At 45.7% G+C, this 20,407-nt stretch carries 20 protein-coding genes, 1 tRNA gene and 1 pseudogene; 7 read left to right on the forward strand and 15 right to left on the reverse strand.

All coding sequences use genetic code 11. The features are described 5' to 3' along the window. Window positions 1-160 precede the first annotated feature (160 nt). The gene (locus QUB13_RS02370) at window positions 161-1,633 is read right to left on the reverse strand and encodes a hypothetical protein (protein WP_333378541.1); all 1,473 of its coding nucleotides are present in this window, start codon (window positions 1,631-1,633) and stop codon (window positions 161-163) included. A gap of 217 nt (window positions 1,634-1,850) precedes the next feature. On the opposite strand from QUB13_RS02370, the gene QUB13_RS02375 reads away from it, so the two are divergent. The 3 genes from QUB13_RS02375 (at window position 1,851) to QUB13_RS02385 (ending at window position 5,265) form a co-directional block, all read left to right on the forward strand. After that, window positions 1,851-3,326 carry an ATP-binding protein gene (locus tag QUB13_RS02375; RefSeq protein ID WP_333378544.1) on the forward strand — a complete coding sequence of 492 codons (1,476 nt, stop codon included), beginning with the start codon at window positions 1,851-1,853 and terminating at the stop codon, window positions 3,324-3,326. Continuing rightward, window positions 3,323-4,108 (forward strand): exodeoxyribonuclease III, encoded by a 786-nt coding sequence (gene xth / locus QUB13_RS02380; protein WP_333378547.1) that lies wholly within the window; start codon window positions 3,323-3,325, stop codon window positions 4,106-4,108. Before QUB13_RS02375 ends, xth begins: the two co-directional genes overlap by 4 nt. 281 nt (window positions 4,109-4,389) lie before the next feature. After that, window positions 4,390-5,265: an SDR family oxidoreductase gene (locus QUB13_RS02385; protein ID WP_333378550.1), complete on the forward strand. Its 876-nt coding sequence runs from the start codon at window positions 4,390-4,392 to the stop codon at window positions 5,263-5,265. A 131-nt stretch (window positions 5,266-5,396) separates the two neighbouring features. Here the strand turns inward: QUB13_RS02385 and QUB13_RS02390 are convergent, their stop codons facing one another. Together QUB13_RS02390 and QUB13_RS02395 are read right to left on the reverse strand one after the other, a co-directional pair. Then, window positions 5,397-6,554, reverse strand: coding sequence for an EAL domain-containing protein (locus tag QUB13_RS02390; RefSeq protein ID WP_333378552.1), 1,158 nt, complete (start codon window positions 6,552-6,554; stop codon window positions 5,397-5,399). Window positions 6,555-6,963: 409 nt separating this feature from the next. Continuing rightward, window positions 6,964-7,037, reverse strand: a tRNA-Pro gene (locus QUB13_RS02395). Between the two features lie 90 nt (window positions 7,038-7,127). Here QUB13_RS02395 and lipA point away from each other — a divergent pair. Further along, window positions 7,128-8,003, forward strand: a pseudogene (gene lipA / locus QUB13_RS02400) (lipoyl synthase); the annotation flags it as partial. Between the two features lie 170 nt (window positions 8,004-8,173). On the opposite strand, the gene QUB13_RS02405 reads toward lipA, so the two are convergent. Beyond that, the gene (locus tag QUB13_RS02405) at window positions 8,174-8,383 is read right to left on the reverse strand and encodes a hypothetical protein (protein ID WP_333092773.1); all 210 of its coding nucleotides are present in this window, start codon (window positions 8,381-8,383) and stop codon (window positions 8,174-8,176) included. Window positions 8,384-8,914: 531 nt separating this feature from the next. Between QUB13_RS02405 and sigC the strand changes: the two genes are divergently transcribed. Next, complete coding sequence (gene sigC / locus QUB13_RS02410) at window positions 8,915-10,183, forward strand: RNA polymerase sigma factor SigC (protein WP_194010915.1); 1,269 nt, start codon at window positions 8,915-8,917, stop codon at window positions 10,181-10,183. Between the two features lie 245 nt (window positions 10,184-10,428). Then, the gene (locus QUB13_RS02415) at window positions 10,429-10,956 is read left to right on the forward strand and encodes a transcriptional repressor (protein ID WP_333092774.1); all 528 of its coding nucleotides are present in this window, start codon (window positions 10,429-10,431) and stop codon (window positions 10,954-10,956) included. A 170-nt stretch (window positions 10,957-11,126) separates the two neighbouring features. Here QUB13_RS02415 and QUB13_RS30365 read toward each other — a convergent pair whose 3' ends face one another. The 4 genes from QUB13_RS30365 to QUB13_RS02430 all read right to left on the reverse strand — a co-directional run bounded on the left by QUB13_RS30365 (window position 11,127) and on the right by QUB13_RS02430 (window position 14,454). Next, window positions 11,127-11,255, reverse strand: coding sequence for a peptidoglycan-binding protein (locus QUB13_RS30365; protein ID WP_442922125.1), 129 nt, complete (start codon window positions 11,253-11,255; stop codon window positions 11,127-11,129). A 15-nt stretch (window positions 11,256-11,270) separates the two neighbouring features. Next, entirely contained in the window at window positions 11,271-12,710 is a 1,440-nt protein-coding gene (locus QUB13_RS02420; RefSeq protein WP_333378557.1) for a peptidoglycan-binding domain-containing protein, read from the reverse strand. A gap of 616 nt (window positions 12,711-13,326) precedes the next feature. After that, window positions 13,327-13,503 carry a hypothetical protein gene (locus QUB13_RS02425; protein WP_194010918.1) on the reverse strand — a complete coding sequence of 59 codons (177 nt, stop codon included), beginning with the start codon at window positions 13,501-13,503 and terminating at the stop codon, window positions 13,327-13,329. 489 nt (window positions 13,504-13,992) lie between these two features. Continuing rightward, window positions 13,993-14,454: an SH3 domain-containing protein gene (locus QUB13_RS02430; RefSeq protein WP_333378560.1), complete on the reverse strand. Its 462-nt coding sequence runs from the start codon at window positions 14,452-14,454 to the stop codon at window positions 13,993-13,995. Here QUB13_RS02430 and QUB13_RS02435 point away from each other — a divergent pair, their 5' ends adjacent. Then, complete coding sequence (locus QUB13_RS02435) at window positions 14,455-14,715, forward strand: hypothetical protein (RefSeq protein ID WP_333378563.1); 261 nt, start codon at window positions 14,455-14,457, stop codon at window positions 14,713-14,715. It abuts the gene before it with no gap. Here QUB13_RS02435 and QUB13_RS02440 read toward each other — a convergent pair. From QUB13_RS02440 to rpmH, 7 genes are all read right to left on the reverse strand, one after another. Continuing rightward, the gene (locus QUB13_RS02440) at window positions 14,706-16,214 is read right to left on the reverse strand and encodes an AAA family ATPase (protein ID WP_194010920.1); all 1,509 of its coding nucleotides are present in this window, start codon (window positions 16,212-16,214) and stop codon (window positions 14,706-14,708) included. The two genes, QUB13_RS02435 and QUB13_RS02440, sit on opposite strands and share 10 nt — an antisense overlap. A gap of 417 nt (window positions 16,215-16,631) precedes the next feature. Then, window positions 16,632-17,153, reverse strand: a complete 522-nt coding sequence (locus QUB13_RS02445) for a YceD family protein (RefSeq protein ID WP_333378568.1) — start codon at window positions 17,151-17,153, stop codon at window positions 16,632-16,634. Between the two features lie 254 nt (window positions 17,154-17,407). Then, window positions 17,408-17,881, reverse strand: coding sequence for a Jag family protein (locus QUB13_RS02450; protein WP_333378571.1), 474 nt, complete (start codon window positions 17,879-17,881; stop codon window positions 17,408-17,410). Window positions 17,882-17,892: 11 nt separating this feature from the next. Continuing rightward, window positions 17,893-19,041, reverse strand: coding sequence for a membrane protein insertase YidC (yidC, locus tag QUB13_RS02455; protein WP_194010923.1), 1,149 nt, complete (start codon window positions 19,039-19,041; stop codon window positions 17,893-17,895). A gap of 366 nt (window positions 19,042-19,407) precedes the next feature. Next, on the reverse strand, window positions 19,408-19,800 hold the full coding sequence (locus tag QUB13_RS02460) for a PH domain-containing protein (protein ID WP_333378575.1): 393 nt from the start codon (window positions 19,798-19,800) through the stop codon (window positions 19,408-19,410). Beyond that, complete coding sequence (rnpA, locus tag QUB13_RS02465; protein ID WP_333378577.1) at window positions 19,772-20,179, reverse strand: ribonuclease P protein component; 408 nt, start codon at window positions 20,177-20,179, stop codon at window positions 19,772-19,774. The genes QUB13_RS02460 and rnpA overlap by 29 nt, the downstream gene beginning before the upstream one ends. 42 nt (window positions 20,180-20,221) lie before the next feature. Beyond that, window positions 20,222-20,359 carry a 50S ribosomal protein L34 gene (rpmH, locus tag QUB13_RS02470; protein WP_193974120.1) on the reverse strand — a complete coding sequence of 46 codons (138 nt, stop codon included), beginning with the start codon at window positions 20,357-20,359 and terminating at the stop codon, window positions 20,222-20,224. Window positions 20,360-20,407 lie beyond the last annotated feature (48 nt).

Genomic DNA, 20,407 nt, shown 5'->3' on the forward strand with positions numbered 1-20,407 from the left:
GAAATTTTGAATGTTCATGGATGAAATCATGATCCTTATCGTTGACAAGGTTTTCAAGGTTATAGATAATTTACTTTCCTTTAAGTTGCTTAAACATACTTTTAGGAGCAATCTTAAAATCTGCTTTGGTCGCCCAATTTTCTAAGCTCATAATGGTTGATTACTCCGTGTCTGATGATTCAAGTATTGCTTCTATTTCATCAGAATAGCTAGAGGCTTTCCCCCAAATTGTACTGACAATTTTTTCAAAACTTCCATAAATAGGGCTACCTCTTAGCTCAGGGAATTCTGCGTGTATAATTCGCTCTAAGTCTTGATTAAAAAACTTATTATTTACGTTCCTCTGAAAGCACTCATGAGATATTTCATAATACAACATATTTTTATTTATAAGCTCACTTAAGTATGGGCAAATTTTATAATCCTTGGATTTTTCAAACTTCTGAGTGGCCAATTTAGCTGGAGCTATCACACTTGATAAATTCAGATAGCTGACACCGACGCTGACTCTAGCATCAACTTTTCTGAATTCATCTAAGACTGTATGAGCCAGATTAGTTGTTAATAATTTAGCTTCGGATTGAGCTGCCTCGATCAAGATTCTTTTTTGTTCTTCCTGCCTTAACCTTTCCTGTTCAGCTTCTTCAGCCTTTTGTAAAGCTTCTTCAGCTTTTTGTAAAGCTTCTAGCTGTCGCTTAGCAGCAGCAGCTTTCCCACTCGGAGTATTTTGATATTTTACATAAGCAATACTTGCTGCAATAGCTATAATAACTGCCAAGGTGTGATTCACAAAAAGCATGAAGAATGCTATTACACTCAGGATTATAAATGCAACATTCCATTGATTGTCTGATAATAGTTCTGTTGAGGTTTCATTAAGAATTTGTATTGAGGATTGCTCCTGGCTTGTTTCTGCATACGAATTATTAGCAGAAAGCCGATTTGTAGTATTCACTCCTAGATTATGGGAGGATGGACTTGCTCGTGCCATCAACTCAAATTCTCGATTCCAAGCCGGAAAATCCTCACCCGCCTGCTGCCCGTAAACCTTCACAGAAGCGATCGCCCCCGCCTTCAAATTCGTCAACTCCCTGCGGACAATCCTGATAGAAACCTCCTCATCAGGAACCCGATCGCCCTCCAACATCACCTGCAAACAACCATCTTGCAAACTCGCAGTCGCCGTAATTCCCTTATTTTGCAACGGAAGATTTAACAGAGATGCGATCGCCTCCACATCCCCAAGCTTAGCCCGTTCCTTCAAACTAAGCTGATTTGACTCCGTATGATCACTAGAACTTGCCCGCCCGTCTGTGACATTTGCGACAGGCAACTTTAGCCCCGCCACTTCAAACTCTTGACTCCACGCCGGCACCTTCGCCCCCGTCTGTCGCCCGTAAACCTTCACTTTCTCAATCGATGCAGCCCCCAAACCAGCGATCGACTTACTCACCCACCCGGCTAGGGCTTGCTGACTAGGCGCTTCTGTCGCTTCCAGCATCACCTGTAAACAACCATCCTTAAGGGAAGCTGCGGCGGTGATGCCCTTGCCTTGTAGCTGGCGGTTCAGCAGAAGCGCGATCGCCTTTGCATCTCCCTGTTTAGCGAGTTCCAGAATATTCGGTTGTGTCATAACAGGTAGATACAAGTAGCGCTTAGCATAATCTTTTGCTCTCTTAAGTATAAATCTTTCCCTAAATACCAAAGCTTGTCAAGCCATATTTAGTCATATTTAGTAGTTTTTTTCCATCCCAACTAGGCCATAAAAAGTAACATTTAGCTGGTTGCTACCGAAAAAGTCATGTTTAGTTGGGTTACAATCAAGTCAAACCCTTGCATCTACGTGACTAATGGATATTGAAGATGCCTTAAAATTTACTGACAATCTAGCTTTGACTACTACGGAAAAACACTTAGATAGTCTGCAAAAAGCTATACTACGTGGCGCTTGGAACAATCAGAAATATAAAGAAATTGCACAGCATCACAACCGTTCAGAGAAATACGTTAAAGAGGTTGGCTTCAAATTATGGAAACTTTTATCAGTTGCATTAGGCGAGGAACAAGTATGTAAAGCAAATTTTAGAGCAAAGCTGGAAAATTTACGAGTTTCCAATGTCTCACTCGTCGGGAATGGCTGTATTAATATTCGTAACATCTCCGCAGATACTTTTTACTCTCCAAAAGTCTCACAACCTGAAGCGCAAGACAAGGATAAATTTAACGAAAAAATCAGCAATTCCGAACCTAAAATACATTTAGACTTAGGTGATGCACCAGAACCCAACCTATTCTATAACCGCACATCCGAACTTTCCACCCTCGAAAACTGGATTTTAGGCCGCACCCGCCTCATCACCATATACGGCTTATCCGGTATTGGCAAAACCGCCCTAACACTCCAACTAATCCCACAAATTCAACACGAATTCGATCGCATTATCTGGCGAAGTCTCCGCGACGCGCCACCGCTGGCTTCACTCCAAACCGACTTAATTAAATTCCTCTCCCAGCAGCAAGAAACTAACCCCCCCAACCCCCCCTTATCAAGGGGGGGCGAAGAGATTCAACCTCTTTCTCCCGGGCGCGGCGAAGAGATTCAACCTCTTTCTCCCCCCCTTAGCAAGGGGGGGTTGGGGGGGGTAATCAACTATTTACGATCGCACCGCTGTCTCCTAATCCTCGATGATATCCAAACCATCTTCAGCAGCGGACAACTCGCAGGAACTTACCAACCACGCTATGAAAATTACGGCGCATTCTTCAAACAAATAGCAGAATCATCCCACAACAGTTGTTTAATCCTCCTGAGTTGGGAAAAACCCAGAGAAATCGCCGCAGTAGAAGGCGAAAACCGCCCCTGCAAATCTCTGCAACTCAACGGTTTAGGCCCGGAAGCACAAGAAATATTCAGAGAAAAAGGATTAGCAGAACCGGAAAAATGGTCACAACTAATCGACCTTTACCGAGGCAATCCCTTATGGTTAAATATAATTGCCACATTAATTCAAGACTTGTTCGGCGGCAGCGTTTCCGAATTCCTCTCCTATGATACCCTGTTTTTAGGTGACTTAGAATCACTATTGCAGCAGCAGTGCGATCGCCTAACCGCATCCGAACAACAAGTTATCTCTTGGCTAGCAAGTGCGATCGAACCAGCAGACATCTCAAAAAAGCCAGACAACCTGCAACTATCACCGCCAGAACTCTTGAAAGTCATGCAATCTTTAGGACGACGGTCATTAGTTGAAACAGTCAAGCAAAACGGGCGATCGCACTTCACGATCGAGCCAGCAATCAGAGAGTACATAACAAACAAAAAATGAAAATCGCCACCTGGAACGTTAACTCAATTCGCACCCGCATCGAACACGTTACTAACTGGTTGCAAACCAACCAAATAGACATTCTCTGCTTGCAAGAAACCAAAGTCACAGACAAAGACTTCCCCCTAGAACCCTTCACCAATCTCGGCTACAACTGTTACATTTCCGGCCAAAAATCCTACAACGGCGTCGCCATTTTTAGCCGATCGCCCATGTCACAAATCAGCACCGGATTTTCCCCCCTTCTCGGCACCGAAACCGTCGGCAGCTTCGACGAACAAAAACGCCTCATAGCCGGGGTTATCGACGATATTTGCATCATCTCCGTCTACGTTCCCAACGGTTCCGAAGTCGGTAGCGAGAAATATGAGTACAAACTGCATTGGCTCAAACTGCTGCAAGAATACCTCAAAATAGCACTAGACAAATCGCCCAACCTGTGTATTTGCGGCGACTTCAACATCGTCCCGGACGATCGAGATATCCACAATCCCAAAGCTGCTGCAAACTCAGTTGGCCTATCAGTAGCCGAACGCCAAGCACTAACAGAAATCATCGAATTAGGATTAAACGACCCCTTCCGCAAATTCACCTCAGAAGGCGGCCATTATAGCTGGTGGGACTATCGCGCCGCCGCATTTCCCCGCAACAACGGTTGGAGAATCGACCACCATTATCTCAGCCATTCCCTGTACGAAAAAGCAAAAAACTGTACAATAGATATTGCTCCCCGAAAATTAATCAAACCCAGCGACCACACCCCCGTAATTGTCGAAATTTGAATTGTGAGTTATAAATAAGATTAAGGCAAAAGAAACCCGGTTTCTACGATAAATCCTAGGTTTAACAACCAGAAATTTAAGAAACCGGGTTTCTTTCTATAATCCTAAGCGATGCTTGGCAAAAGAAACCCGGTTTCTACGATAAATCTTAGGTTTAGCAACTAGAAAATCAAGCAACCGAGTTTCTAAAACCCCTTGCAGAAAATTGCTCATTCCATCCGTTACATCCGTTACAAAATCCGCTGCCGAACTTTCTTCTCCCATAACAACCAACAAAAATCATGTTCTTAGTAACCGGAGCAACAGGCTCACTAGGCCGCCGAATAGTACGAGAAATCAGACAGCAAGACAAGCCTGTCCGCGCCTTTGTTCGCCTCGCATCTCGCTACTCAGAACTAGAAAACCGAGGCGCTGAAATTTTTATCGGCGACTTGAAACAAGACAAAGATATTAAAAAAGCCTGCCAAGGAGTGCAGTACATCATCAGCACCCACGGTACTGGCGGCGACGTTCAAGCAGTACACTACCGCGCTAACATAGAACTGATCGACTGCGCCAAAGCAGCCGGAGTTGAGCACTTTGTCTTTATTTCTGTACTGGGAGTCGATCGCGGATACGAAGATTCCGCAGTATTCAAAGCCAAACGAGAAGTTGAAAAATACCTGCAAAACAGCGGATTGAATTATACAATCTTGCGGCCTGCCGGTTTTGCTTCCAGCTTATTACCGCTAGCAGAAAGATTTCGAGAAACCGGACTTTACCTGCTGATTGGCGACGGCAAAAACCGCACCTCTGTTGTCAGTACCGACGACTTAGCAAAGATTGCCGCAGACTCGCCAACAGTCGAAGGCGCGCGCAACCAAATTTTAGCAGTCGGCGGCCCCGATGTTCTGAGCAGAGACGACATTGCCCGGATTTTCGGACGCTTGTTCAATCGCGAACCTGTGGTAATTAACCCGCCCTTGGTTGTGTTTGACGGCTTGCGAAATGTCTTGGGTTTGTTGAATCCTCAAGCTCAAAAAAGCTTAGGAACTTTGCGGGTATTGTTGGGTAACGAGTTTTTCTGCACTCCCGAAGAAGTACAAAACTTGGAGTCAATTTACAACATGAGAATGGAATCCCTAGAAAGCTTTTTGCGGCGCAATTTGAGCGTTTAATATTTTCTGATTTTCTGATTTTCTGATTTCTCGTTACCAGGCTCTGCCTGGTAATGAATATCTAGAGGCTCTGCCTCGCACTTGTCTTGTTTTATTGGAGGCAGAACCTGGAAAAGAGCAAATTTGAGCGTTTAGCCAGACAAAGAAACAGCTTCTACGCCACCAATATATTTGGTAACTGCGATGGGTGGAGAACAAGGCTTAGCAATCAAAAAACCTTGAACAAAATCCGCTCCCCGCTGTCGCACCCACTCCAATTCCTCCACAGTTTCCACACCTTCAGCAACAGTTTTAATCTGTAATTGAGCGGCAACTTCTAACATTTTTTCAGTAATTAGTGCCTTATAAAAATCTTGATGAACGTTGCGAATTAATTGCATATCCAACTTCAGAAAATCCGGCCGCAACTGGTGCATCAAATTTAAATTAGAAGAACCGCTGCCAAAATCGTCCAGGGCAATTAAAAATCCCGCTTCTCGGTAAAAACTCAGAATTTTAATCAAGTGATCAATATCAGGAGGATGCTGAGATTCCGCTACTTCAAAAACAATATTGCTGTGAGGAATTCCCGATTCATCAATAGCCTGCACTGTCATTCGCAGGCAGGTAGCGGGATCGTAAACAGCAGTAGGAGAAAAATTAATAAAAAGTAGTTCTTTGAGCTGGTGCACGTTGGCTTCGCGAATAGCGCGAGTCCGGGCTAAAGCATCTAGTTGAAAAATTATACCTGCTGATTCAGCTTGACCAAAAATCCGGCCCGGAGGAATTAAGTTTCCTTGCTCGTCAATACCTCGGAGTAGCGCTTCGTGGGCAAAAATCTTAGAAGTATCTGAGGTATAAACAATGGGCTGAAAATGTGTAGTAATGCGTTCTTGGGACAATAAATCTAATAGCCAGTCAGACTTGTTGAAGTTAATAAAAGAGTCTAAGGAAGTGCTGCGATAAAAATCGCTAAGTTTCGGCTGTTCAACTTCGCGCATCCACAAAACTTTTGTTTCTTTCAACTCTTGATTTGTCAACACCGAGGCTGCTAGGGCGCTAAAGTTTTCTTTTGCTATTCCCTCCAGGGTAATGTACAAACACTTGCTCTCCTCTAAAAGCTGGAATTCAAGTTTTGTCTCCCTCAGTGCAGAAATAACCTTGTTCAGCGTGTGCGACACTGGAAACCACAGGTATAAGCCTCCGCGACCCTCTATTTTTTGGGGTACTGTTTCGCAGCGAGAACAGGAGCCGAAGGCTTTGCCACTTCTTTGCACTAGAATCTCCTCCGATTTTTGGATAAATTTCACAATTAATATATTGGTTACAATTGTAAGCCTATTCAGCTATTAATACATCTACCTCAAGGTGTAAAGATTGATTAAGAAATCGTTAAGAATTACTATGGCAGTGTTTTTACTTGCCTCTGGTTTCAAACCTTGGTAAAATTTCTCAGGTTCGAGTACATACAATCAAACACAGTCTCGAATCTCAACAAAGAGAGAATATTCAGACTTGCTCTCTACTGTCTACTGCTGCTCTGAATCTTGATACATTATTCTCTACATTGCTTTGCAAAAATAACCGTTACAGTTGATTTTTAGAGTCAAGGGGGATGAACAGCCCGATCGACAATTTCAGCTCAGTACAAGTATAGACAGCCGGACGATCGCCCGAAACAAACTTACTGGCTGCAGAATATCAAATTTAATTTTAAAATCGGGATGACAGGATTTGAACCTGCGACCCCCTCGTCCCGAACGAGGTGCGCTACCAAGCTGCGCTACATCCCGAATTTAGTCATCACATTTTACGATATCACATTCAAGTCAAAATTGAGCAAGCTCGTATATAATAATTAGTAAAACACTACTCAGGCGGAGACAGACGTGACAGTTAAGCCCCAGTGGTTGCGAGTTAAAGCCCCCCAGTGGGAGCGCGTCGGCAACGTCAAAGAAATTTTGCGGGATTTATCCCTGAATACGGTTTGCGAAGAGGCTTCGTGCCCCAACATTGGGGAATGCTTCAACGCGGGTACTGCGACATTTTTGATTATGGGCCCGGCTTGTACCCGCGCCTGTCCTTACTGCGATATCGATTTTGAGAAAAAGCCCCAAGCTTTAGATCCGACGGAACCCGAAAGATTGGCGCAAGCTGTGCAGCGGCTAAAACTTAATCACGTTGTGATTACTTCTGTCAACCGGGACGATTTGCCGGATGGAGGCGCGTCTGTGTTTGTCGAGTGCATTCAAGCGGTGCGATCGACCATGCCCGATACAACTATAGAAGTTTTGATTCCCGACTTGTGCGGCAACTGGCAAGCTTTAGAAATTATTCTCGCAGCCCGCCCCGATGTACTCAACCACAATACCGAAACCGTAAAGCGACTTTACCGGAAAGTGCGGCCGCAAGGAAAGTACGATCGCACGCTCGAACTGTTACAGCGCAGCCGCCAAATCGCACCGGGAGTTTACACCAAATCCGGCATCATGGTGGGACTGGGAGAAACAGACAGCGAAATTCGGGAGGCGATGCAGGACTTGCGGGCTGTCGGCTGCGATATTTTGACAGTTGGACAGTATCTGCAACCGACTCAAAAGCACTTGAATGTAGAAAGTTTTGTGCCGCCCGAACAGTTTGATGCTTGGAGAGAGTTTGGCGAATCTTTGGGATTCTTGCAAGTTGTTGCTTCTCCCTTAACTCGCAGTTCGTATCACGCCGAACAGGTGAAGGAGTTGATGAAACTTTACCCGCGCTAGCAATTTAAACTCGCGGTGCACTGGCGATCGATCGGACACTAGCTCATATCATGTCCGATCGATTACCATCAAAAAAGGGTTTGTAGTGCGGACTAAATTCCGCAGTCTGAGAACAAACTGAAGTCCGCACGCGCGATCCAAATAGTGCGGTTAATCTAGCGCACGCCGTATCAAACCCGATCGACCTCCGGTAACAGCAGGAACAACCAGCTTTTTCCGTCCTCCAAGCGCGAGTGCAAAAAACTCGGTTTCCGATGCCGTTTCTCTTGGGTGAGGTTGAACCAGAAGCCACAGCCAACAGCAAAATAATTATCGGCTGCTGTTTCCTCAAAAAAAGCGATTCCGGCAAAAAACCTCGATCGAGCGAGTTTTTTCCTCAAATTATCAGTTTAAATCCTAAATTTTTGTCGGGAAACCCGGTTTTTTCGTCAGCCGCAACTCGGTATTGAAAATAAGATCAACTCTGAACCTCATATTCTGCAAGGGATTAAACTTCCACCCACAGCAGGTATTTAGTTAATCCCGCCGAGTTATATAAAGTTTTATTAAAAAAATCCTTAATTTTCCGAAGTGATCGGGAACCAGGTTATTGGTGATGAAGATTAACTTAACTTCTGACGAACGTCACTTGTTTTTAGCCTGTCACTATCTATACTAGCTATACAAACAAAGAAGTACAACGCACTTTTCTGGCCTTCAACCTGTTACATCAGAAAGTTCTTAGGGTTTTCCTGAATCTTTGTAAAAGAAGTGGGGCTGCCAAAGTTCGATCGAACAACAGCAAAAAAAGTCACGAAAGTTAGTAAAGAAACAAACAGCGGTGATGGTTCGTCTTAATAAAGCGGGCATCATAATTATAAATAGCCGCTAAGCGTAGCATCTTTTCACCCGGAGCAACTGAGAAAATCACTATGCCAGCCACCTCTTTTTACGCTGAAGCTGAATTCGACGAACAACTGCAAGTCAATCCATTGCAAGATGTAGATGTGTTGGATGAAGATGCTGAAGAAGCTGGGGACGAACTCATCGACCAACGCGCAGCAGAGATTGAGGATGCAGAGACAGCATCCAAATTGCAAAAAAATGCCAGCCGCCGCACTACGGATTTAGTGCGCCTTTACTTACAAGAAATCGGTCGCGTTCGTCTCTTAGGTAGAGACGAAGAAGTTTCTGAAGCTCAAAAAGTTCAGCGCTATATCAAACTACTGGAATTACGCAGTACCGTCGCCTCTCAGGAAGAAGGGCTAATTGGGCGCTTCGTTCATGTAATAGAGGTGCGCGATCGCCTGTCCGCACAGTTGGGACACAAGCCTTCCCTGGAACGCTGGGCATTAACAGCAGGTGTAGGCGACGTGCCAGAACTAAAACGAATTATGTCCGAAGGCAAGCGCCATTGGGCAGAATTGGCAGAGATGACTGTCGAGGAGATAGAAAGAATTCAAGCTGAAGGCATCGAAGCAAAAGACCACATGATTAAGGCGAACCTGCGCCTGGTTGTTTCGGTAGCGAAAAAATATCAAAATCGCGGTTTAGAGTTGCTAGATTTAATACAAGAAGGTACTCTCGGATTGGAGCGAGCCGTCGAAAAATTCGACCCGACGCGGGGCTATCGGTTTAGCACCTATGCCTACTGGTGGATTCGGCAGGGAATTACGCGGGCGATAGCTACTCAAAGCCGCACCATCCGCCTCCCCGTTCACATCACCGAAAAACTTAACAAAATCAAAAAAGCCCAGCGCAAAATTTCTCAAGAAAAAGGTCGGACAGCTACCATCGATGATATCGCGATCGAGCTGGAAATGACACCATCCCAAGTCCGAGAAGTTTTGTTGCGAGTCCCGCGCTCTGTTTCTCTGGAAACTAAAGTGGGCAACGAAAAAGATACAGAATTGGGCGACTTGCTCGAAACAGACAGCATCTCCCCAGAAGAAATGCTGATGCGGGAAGCTCTGCACCGCGACTTGCAGCAACTTTTGGCTGATTTGACCAGCCGCGAACGAGATGTAATTCTGATGCGCTTTGGTTTGGGCGACGGACACCCCTACTCTCTGGCAGAAATCGGTCGTGCTCTCGACTTGTCCCGCGAGCGAGTCCGTCAAATAGAAGCTAAAGCGTTGCAAAAACTCCGTCAACCAAAGCGCCGCAACCGAGTCCGTGATTATCTGGAGTCTCTCAATTAAATTAATGGGCGTGCATCTACTGTCGGTTTCTGAATCTAGATAGAAGACGGAAAGCAGAAGTATTGATTTCTACTTCTCAAGGATTTCTATGTCTTCTGTCTGGGGCTTTCGGGCCTATTTGCCATCGAAAAATATCAAAAAATAAATTTTTTCCTCAACCTTTTTTCAATAAGCTCGGATATTTGCACAATATCTCGATCGTTGTGTATGATTGTCAATAGGCAGACTTTCTTGAGAGGGTCATAATGGCACTTTACACCGCGTCTTCATTCAAATCCGAACTCAATGACAAAGGCTGGCGGATGACTCCCCAACGGGAAACCATCTTGCACGTTTTTCAAAACCTCCCCAAAGGCAATCACCTGAGTGCCGAGGATTTGTACACTTTGTTAAAAAATCGCGGAGAAAACATTAGCTTGTCCACCATTTACCGAACTTTAAAGTTAATGGCAAGGATGAGCCTGCTCCGTGAACTAGAACTAGCAGAAGGTCACAAGCATTATGAAATAAATCAGCCTTATCCCCACCACCACCACCACTTAGTGTGCGTTCAGTGCAACAGAACGATCGAATTTAACAACGATTCGATTTTGAAAACAGGTATGAAGCAAGCTGAAAAGTCTGGATTGCACCTGCTAGACTGCCAGCTAACTATTCATACGGTGTGTCACGAAGCTTTACGGATGGGATGGCCGTCTTTGGTTTCGAGCAATTGGTCTTGTCCGAAGTCGATCGCCGAAAACGGCCACAACATTCTGGAGTCAATCGAGTGAAGGTACACTATTTTCGCGTTTCAAGTACAGATTGTTACAATAATTAACAAAAAATCGGCGCAAGTGCGATCGCAGTTACGCCGAAACCGGTTTTTTAAGGCAAATACATCATTTGACGAATGACTCGGAAGTTAGAAACCCGATTTGTTTGATGTAGCGTCCGCAAGTCCCTAAAAAGTTTGACTCAACAAATCGTCACTGCTAACGCCGTAACTGCTCTGAGCTCGATCGAGGGCATCTCTCGTCTGAGCATCCAAAACTCCGGTGACTGAACCCCTGTAAAAGCCGAGGTTTTGCAGCCACCTTTGTCAGTATTAAATGCTCGATCGACGAGAATTGACAGTGCTGCTAATCGGAACAGCAGGAACAGGCAACCTCCGAGCCAATCCGTTTTGAATTTCGGCCAAAGTTGCCGGAGTGGCAATACCCGTCGCCGGAGACAAATTGCGTTCCTGCTGAAACGACAGCACCGCCCATTCAGTCTCGGCTCCAAATACTCCGTTCATCGGGCCGGGATTTTTGCCAAGACTTCTGAGCGCTGATTGAAGCTGTAGCACCGCAGGCCCTCTATCACCCCGCCGGATACCCCTTGCGACTGGCTGCTGCGCCTTTGCTGCCTGCCTGTGGCCTAGTCGCAAAGCCGATCGAGTGCTGCGATCCACCCGACCAGTCCCGAACATCCCGCTATCTTTCTGAAACCGGATCAAAGCTATCTGAGTTGGTCGATCGAACCAACCGTGAATCTGGCTCCTGTAATAACCCAATTGTTGCAGCCGCCGCTGCACAAATTCAACTTCTCGGCCTGTGTCGCCCAACTCCAGAAAATCTCCAGCATTACTCTGCTCGTCATTTTCTCCAGGATATAAGGTAATTTGATTAGACCTCATCTCGGCATCGATAGCAGTCAAAGTGGCAGTGTCAGCGCAGCCGTCAGAAACCAAATTATAATCTTGCTGAAAACGAGTCACAGCGTAAAGAGTGCGCTCGCGAAACTTGCCGTCAACGTCGCCTTCAAAATAACCCAAAGCTTTTAACTGCCGCTGGATCAAGTCTACCGTCGCCCCTCTGTCCCCGAAGCGCAGCCCCTTGCAACCGCCATTTCCCGAAATATTCCCCGGAGGCGTAGCGGGCGGAATCTGCCCGATGGAGCCAAACAGCAAAGCTAAAGTTTGCCGGTCAGCAACTCCAGTCACCTGCAGCCCATTAATTCGCTGGAAATATCTCACCGCACGGACAGTAACTTCGCGAAAATTTCCTGTGGGATGAGTGTTGAAGTAGCCTAGCTGCTGCAACCTGCGCTGGAGGGCGGAAACCTCTGCACCGGTGTCTCCAAAACTGAGTTCGGTATAGCTATAGTTTGTATAAGTAGTTTTAAAAGGTCGATCGTCCTGGGCTAAACTGTTGAGAGCGATCGCCGTAGCTCGATCGGGCCGGCCAGTCAGCGACAATTGATAGTCTCGTTGAAAGTTAGTCAGAGCTTGTCTAGTTACCGGGCCTAGCTGACCGGTGGAAGAGCGGGGAAAATAGCCGAGTTCCCGCAACCGGTCTTGAACAGAGCGCACATCTGGACTAACAGGATCTATTTGAGCAAAAGCCGAACCGGCCGCGCTCAAAACCGACAGCATCAAGGTCAGAGACAACAAACGGACATAAGTCTGAGTCGATCGATTTTGCCACTTTGGCCCATCAACAATTTTCGACTCTGCGGGTGCTTCGCAAACAAGAGCAAGTTCGAGGTAGGCTAGGGATTCCATAAATTTTTACTGTTAAATTGTGGCTGTGGTGTACGAGCAAACTCAAACTGAGCTTTGGATTGCTCCGATTCTATCAAGACTGAGTTTTACCTGTTCGCACGAAGCAACCCTGTTTGTCTAAAAAAATTGCCTTCAAAAATAATTACAGGTAACAACCAAGATAGCATCGCTGTTTGTACTGACGCGAGTGTCAGGCAAAAAGTTTGCAGCCACATCGTAACCTCGATCGCCAAAAATGATAAATTTTTGAGTTAGTCCTGATATACTGCCCAAAATGCGGTTTATGGCTCTATCACCGATTGGATTGACCGCACAGGCGCGGTTAAGGTTCGTAGTGAAGACTTGCATACGCTCACAACAGACTAAAGTCCGCACTACGAAAAGTTTTTGTTGCGGTAATCGACCGGAGATGATGTTATGAGTATTTTTGACTAAATTTTTATTTTTGATTGATAAAAATATTATTTATTGAAGCATCAATACAAATTCCCACCCTTGCTGGTTGCAAATAGGGGTGGGATCTTGGATCGAGTTTAATCTATTACAATCACAAAAACCAAATCAACCCGACACGATATTATTGGTTAAATGTTCGTCTTAAAAATGGGACATTAACTTAAATTAAGCCGAACCGATCGCAAATCAAAGCTACTCCCGCCGCAAAAACAGTAATTGCCAAAGCTACCAGCGGGTTTTGGCCTCTGCTGACTGCAAAAGAAGTGACCACCCCAGCTCCTAATGCCGCAGTTACAGCAGCAGTCGCCAAATCTCGATCGGGACGTTTGTCGTACATATCTTTTATTTTTGGTAGCTATTAAGCTGAAAAGTTACCTCTTGGGATCAAAGCTATCACTGTTGCTTCTGCCTAGGTCACAAATCCCTCAGTTTCGCAACTAAGCTTAAAATTTTGCTAAGTTTCTTAACATACTCTAATTAATTAGATAGCTTTTACTTATACAAAGCCTGGTCTGGGGGTGGGATTTTTGGTTAAAAAACCTTTGCGCTGCTTGGCTTTAATGTCAAATTGCTGATTTTGCTCGGACTCGCACCCACAGTCTCAGAGTCTCTGATTGCCATCCCAAATATTGCAAATAAACTTTACTTGACTTTTATAAATAAATGTGATATTGAATTTTTGAATCGGAGATTAAGATTAGACTTGTTGCGTAGATTTTCGCTCTCGGAAACCCCAGGTATCAGGCAGATCGACGCTTTCTTAAGGCAGATAATTTCCCGATCGCCGATCGGGCTTGTCGTGCAGGACTTGAGATCGGCTATTGTCCTATTCACCTTCGACTTTGGCAGTATTGCCGCCCTTTACCCAGCCTTCGCGATTGCCATCCTCAACCCGAATTCGCTGCCACTCTTTGTCCGGGGAATCTTCTAAAACTACGACTTTTTCGTTGTAACCGACACCGCCAATCCGGTTTGAGTCTCTGCTCCCACTGTCTCGGAGAATTAAGCCGATCGGCTGAGTCACTAAAGCTCGGTAAGCTCCCGGTTCTAAGGGTTTCGGAGACTGCTCATCGCTAGATGTAGAAACAGGGCTAGCTTGCGCTGTTGACTTGGGTGTTGCGCCGGCAACCTGAACTGCTGTTTTGTCATTGGAAAACATCGGTTTTTCGGGCACAGTAGTTAGCTTAGCGGCAAAGTAAAGTGCAGCCGCCACGCTAGCGCCTGCCATGAGGACGATCGCTAGCAGAAAACCCACTAAAAACTTGAAAACGCTATATATACTGTTCATATGAAAAAGGAAGAAGGAAGAAGGAAGAAGGAAGACGGAAGAAGGAAGAAGGAAGAAGGAAGACGGAAGAAGGAAGACGGAAGACGGAAGAAGGAAGAAGGAAGAAGGAAAATTGGGAATTGGGAATTGGGAATTGGGAATTGGGAATCGGGAATGGATGAATTTGGACTGGGTGGGATAGACACTGGGAAGACAACTTCAGATTCGGGTAAATGGCGAATACTGACTATCTGCACAATCTCTTCGAGCGACTATCCCTGAATCCGGCGGCTCAGACTGCCGTATCTCGAAGCAAGGCGAGCTTTCCCAGCAGCGGCCCAATCTTGTAAAAATTGGATTTGCTCGCTCGCCGTTCTGGCTAAGGGTACCATCTGACTGGCTGATTCTAAAATATCATCTGTGGTAAAGTCTCGATTTTGGCTAAACCCAATGTGCATGGCTTCAATCAAAGTTTGCTCAATTTCGGCACCCGAAAAATCGGGAGTTTCGTAAGCCAAGCGCTCTAAGTCGTAATTTTTGATACTGTGCGATCGCAACCGCAACAAATGTACCTCAAAAATTGCCCGCCGTTCCTCCTGACTGGGCAAACCTACAAAAAATATTTCGTCAAACCTGCCTTTTCTGAGCATTTCCGGCGGCAAAGACTGGATGTTGTTCGCCGTAGCGACTACAAAAACCGGTGAAGTTTTTTCTGCCAGCCAAGTAATAAAAGTCCCGAACACGCGGCTGGTTGTCCCGGAATCGCCTTTACCGTCCAATCCCGAAAAAGCTTTATCAATCTCGTCAATCCACAGCACGCAAGGGGCCAAGGCTTCGGCTAGCTGAATCATTTGTCTGGTGCGCGATTCCGATTCGCCGACTAATCCGGCAAATAAGCGCCCGACATCCAATCGCAGCAAGGGTAAATGCCAGTGGTGGGCGATCGCCTTTGCAGTTAAGGATTTACCTGTTCCTTGAATTCCGACTAACAACAGGCCTCTGGGATGCGGCAAACCGTATTGGCGGGCTCGTTCGGAAAAAGCACCGCCGCGCCGCAGCAGCCATTCTTTGAGATTATCCAAACCGCCGATATCGGAGATGTTTTCGCGGGCTGGGTAAAAATCGAGAATTTGAGTTTGGCGGATTGTTTGGCGCTTTTCTTCTAAAATCAGTTCCGCGTCGTCTGGGTGCAGTTCGCCTCTGGTGGCGATCGCCTTTGCCAAAACTCGCCGGATTCGTTCGATCGACAGACCTTGACAGGAGCGCACTGTTTCGTCCAGCAAACGCCCTTCTATGGCTTGTCCGGTAGACCCTAACAGTCTTTCCACCTCAATTTTTATTTCCGCCGCCGCAGGCAGGGGAAACTCCAAAACTGTGATTACTTCGCTGAGGTCTTCGGGGATCGAAGTTATTGGAGAGACGATGACAATATTTTTGGGCATCGATTTGAGGAGTCTCGCCAAATTCCGCAGCTTGCGGGAAATTGAAACATCTTCTAAAAACCGCTGAAAGTCTCGCAAAATAAAGATCGCCGGCGCGGATGCGGGCAATTTTTCGAGAAATTCTAAAGCTTGCAGCGGGTTGCGCTTGCCAAAACCGGCATCGTTGGGATTTCCTTGGTAGCCGTCAACAAAATCCCAGATGTAGACTGCGCGAGAACCCTGTTTTTTGGCGCATTGGGCGATCGCTGCTTCGACGCGCTCTTCTTCCCGTGTGGGAATGTAAATTAGGGGGTAGCGCGATCGTAGCAGCAGTTCAAACTCGTCGCTAAAAATAGTCATTAGTTATTAGTTATTAGTTATTAGTTATTTGTTATTTGTTGTTTGTTATTTGTTATTTGTTGTCCGGTAGATTGACCGAGCTAAAATTGGAGTTGTGTGGACTTTAGAATGGAAAATAATGCGGACTAAAGTCCACACTACGAACCGTTTTTGTTATTGTAATCGACCGGGTACGATCTCATTAGTCATTGGTGGCTAGTTGGTGTTATTTTTGAACTCGTTATTCCACAGTTCTTAGTGGTTAGCTACGGAAGCATTTGTTTCGGAGAGTAAAAATATTTTTTGTTTGAGTGCGATCTAGGGCGATCGCACTCGCGTGTAAAAGCAAAACTCAAATACTTCATTAATTATTGACTATTGCCAACTGCCAACTGCCAACTACCAACTACCAACTGCCAACTGCCAACTGCCAACTGACTAAGGCAATTTCCGTTTAAGTGCTGCCAAAGAAGCCCAGCGACTGTCCGATAATGTTTCTGAGCTTTCTGTCTCAGCAGCAGCATCATCATCATTTATATCTATTCCCGGACATTCAGTATCGCATAGATGTTTGTGCGGTAGTTCCAAACACATTTGCTGGTACACCCAATCACTCGGAGAAAAAGAGCCTGTAGGTGGCAAATTTTCCACCAAATCTTCTAAATCAACTTCATATTCTCCTGAACTTGCATCGGGCTGAAGGTTTTTTTCTTCCAACCAAATTATTTCAGAAGATCGCAGTTTTAAACGATGATTGTATTGTTTCAAGCATCTGTGGCAAGTTAGAGTAACAATTGTTTCTGCTTTTGCTTTCACTTCAAGATAATTACCTTGGTGAGCAACTTGCAATCGTCCCCGCACCGGAGTGAGAGTTTCTAAATCGGGAATAAATTCTTCAAAATCAATAACCTCTTTCCGCTCTAATTTTGTGAGTAGATGAGGAATATAAATTGTCTCCATAATCATCTTTCGCCGTTTTATGCTTTTCGTCTCAAGGCACAAGTCAGTCGATTTGAGATTTTAGATTTTAGATTTTAGATTTACTTCACAGATGAATCTGGGATCTGAAACTTTGGTCTAAAATTTTGGAATATCCACTTCTGACATCGGGGGCTTGTATCTGTTTTTGGGCTGATTCAAAAGTCAAAAGTCAAAAGGAATAGCTAATTTTGGGCTGTTTCCTTTTTCCTTTTTCCTTTTTTCCTTTTTTACCGTCAGCGCCGACGCACTACCAAACGCCGATCGGGTTCATGTCCTTGACTGTAAGTTTCTAGATCTTCATATTCGCTCAAAAAACCGTGGACTTGACGGCGTTCTGCTGAAGACAACGATTTTAGTTCAATTTCAGTTCCTGTCGATCGCGCTTGATCTGCTGCATACTCAGCCATCGAGCGCAATTCCTCTTGGCGGCGGATGCGATAGCCATTGAGTTCCACCGTATAAGGAATGGACTCTTCTGATTCGTTACCTATGTTCGCAATCGCGTTGCAGAGGTACTGAATCGCATCTAGTGCATCACCGTCAGGCCCGACTAAGATTGCCACTTGTTCGGGAGTCAGATTGCTGTGATCTATGGTCATCCAATAGCAATCTTTTTGTTGTTCGCATACCACTGTTGAAGGAATTGCGGACAGTGTTAGCAATTCTTCTAACCATTCCTGTCCGCGCTGCATTTGAGAGTCTTTCATTTTTGTTAAAATCAAGCCTTTTTCTTAGAACGCTTTGGTTCAAAGGGAAGTGCATCTAATCCCTGTTCTTTTTGAGTTTTCGCCTCTGCTTCGTCCACGATTTTTTGGAGATTTTCAGGCAGCGGTTCTCTGGACAAAATAAACGCTTGAACTGTTTGGAAGATGTTAGCAATCAGCATATACATCAACACGCCAGCGGGCAGCGGGAAGAACAAAAACATCCCCGAAAATATGACTGGCGTTAGTTTGTTGACTGTCGCCTGTTGGGGGTTGTCGTTTGGCCCTTGTGCTTGTCCCGAAAGGGTTTGGTTGATATACAAACTAATGCCGAAGCCGAGGATCATCACCAAAATATCCCAGTGGATCTTACCATCTGGGTCGATCGCGCCAACGCGGCCTAGAGCTTCAATAAACAGGAATCCTTTGTTGGCGGCCAATCCGGGGATTATGCCTTCAACAGTGATTTCACCGGGCGCTAAGGCTGTGATGTTGCCCTGTTCGTCTACGTTGACGAGTTCTTCGCCTTTGATAATTTTCCAGCGGGGTTCAAGGTCTATTTCGGTGTTATTTTCTGTCGCTATGCTTTGAAGAGCTTTGCCCTCTGAGGTTTGAAAATTTATTTTGGTTGTGTCGCCGACTGCGAGTTTGTTGCCACCTGGAATCACGCCCACAATTGGAGCGTGAAAAGTACCTGTGAAGTAAATATTTTGGGGCGGTGTAGCAAAAGCTTGCGGTTGAACAGTTTCGATTTGTTCTTTCGGGACAATTTCAAGGTTGACGTTGTAATTTATGTCAGAAAATGGCGAACCCCTGAGCGTTGCGAAAAGTGCAAACAGCACTGGCATTTGCAGCACCAACGGGAAACATCCTGCTAGAGGGTTGCCAAATTCTTTGTAGACTTGGCTCATTTCCTCCTGCTGTTTAGTAGGATTGTCTTTATAGAGTTTTTGAATTTGATCTACTCGCTCTTTCATCAAAGGCTGGGCTACTTTCATGCGTCGCATATTGCGAAGAGAGCCTGCGTTGAGAGGATAAAGAGCAAAGCGAATCACGAGCGTCAGAGCTACGATCGCTAAACCGTAGCTTGGCACGATCCCGTAGAAAAAATCTAGGATCGGCAGCATTAGGTTGTTGGAGAGAAACGAGATACCAAAATCCATTCGCTTTGAGTTAATTTAGCTGCTCTTTGTTTGCTGTTGAGAACTATTTTTACCCGCTGAAGGCGGGCCGTCTCACTTTTTAGGCTTTTGTCTATATCTTAGGACATTGCCTGTCGATCGACCGCCCGACCCGCAGGTTTTTGTAATCAATTGGCTAATACTCGCCCTGACTTCACCCAACAAACGGACACAAGCGCCCGACTTCTGTCGTTAGCAGCCTCTAATTTTAGACTTTTGTTCAACATTCCAGATTCATCGGCAGCAAATAAATCTCAAATTTCAAACTTGTTCACTTGCGTTGTCGAAGAATCTGCAAATGCGAAAACAGACTAATTTGGGCTTCAAACTAGGGTGAAAGCGCTGCGGTTATTTAGTTTTAGCCGCGTTGGCTTTTTGAGCGGCTGCGGGCAGTTTTTCGTTAATGTAATCATACATGGCTCGGAATTTCGGAATCGATCGCAATTCTAAGCGGCCGCCATTTTTCATTGTCAGCACCATGTCTCCGTAACTCCCGAAACCGCGAGGTACTGTGACCATTTTGACTATATCGGAGTAGATAACATCTGTGCGATCGCCCCCCATCCAACCGCTAGTTATGGAGACACGGCGGCTGGTGATCCGGTAGCGCAGCCACAGAGCCCGGACAATTGCTCCTACTGCGAGGGGGATTCCCACGACAGTAAGCCCCAGGAGCAAGTTGATGATCAAGTCTCCAAGCGCGGGGCCGCCTTCATAATATACTTCCTCTCGAATTCCCATCTAGTACCTCGGCTTCTACCAACAACTGCTCTAATTCTTGCAGAATTTCTGCATAATTGCACTCTTGTGCGATCGGACGCACGACAATTACTAAATCCCACCCAAATTTTAATCTGGGCAATAGCTCTCGCAAAGCTGCCCGAATCTGGCGCTTAATCCGGTTACGGACTACAGCGCGCTTGCTCACCTTGAGACTGATAGAAATGCCCGTGCGAGTTGGTGGCACCGATTTCTCGGCTGTCGTCGGTTTGCTGATTTCGACGCTTTTAGGTTTGCGAAGAGCTCTTAAGCTGAAATGAGCCGAGTTGCGGCGCATTCCCTTGCGGTAAACGGCGCTGAAGTCTTTTCGGTGCTTGAGTCGGTTTGTAGGAGGCAACATGGTAGCTGCGATCGTTGAGGCTTCTCCACCAAGGCTGCAGTGCTAGACTGCGAGGCGGTGGCGACCTTTGCTGCGGCGGGCTTTGATTACCAATCGACCGTTTACGGTACGCATTCTGGCGCGAAAACCGGATGTTCTTTTTCTTTTGCGGCTGGTTCCGTGCAGGGTTTGCTGTGTCATTTAGATTTCTCCCGGCTTGTTACTTTACTTTTGATTAATATTCACAAT

Source organism: Microcoleus sp. B4-D4, assembly GCF_036705185.1.
In the GTDB taxonomy this organism is placed as follows: domain Bacteria; phylum Cyanobacteriota; class Cyanobacteriia; order Cyanobacteriales; family Microcoleaceae; genus Microcoleus.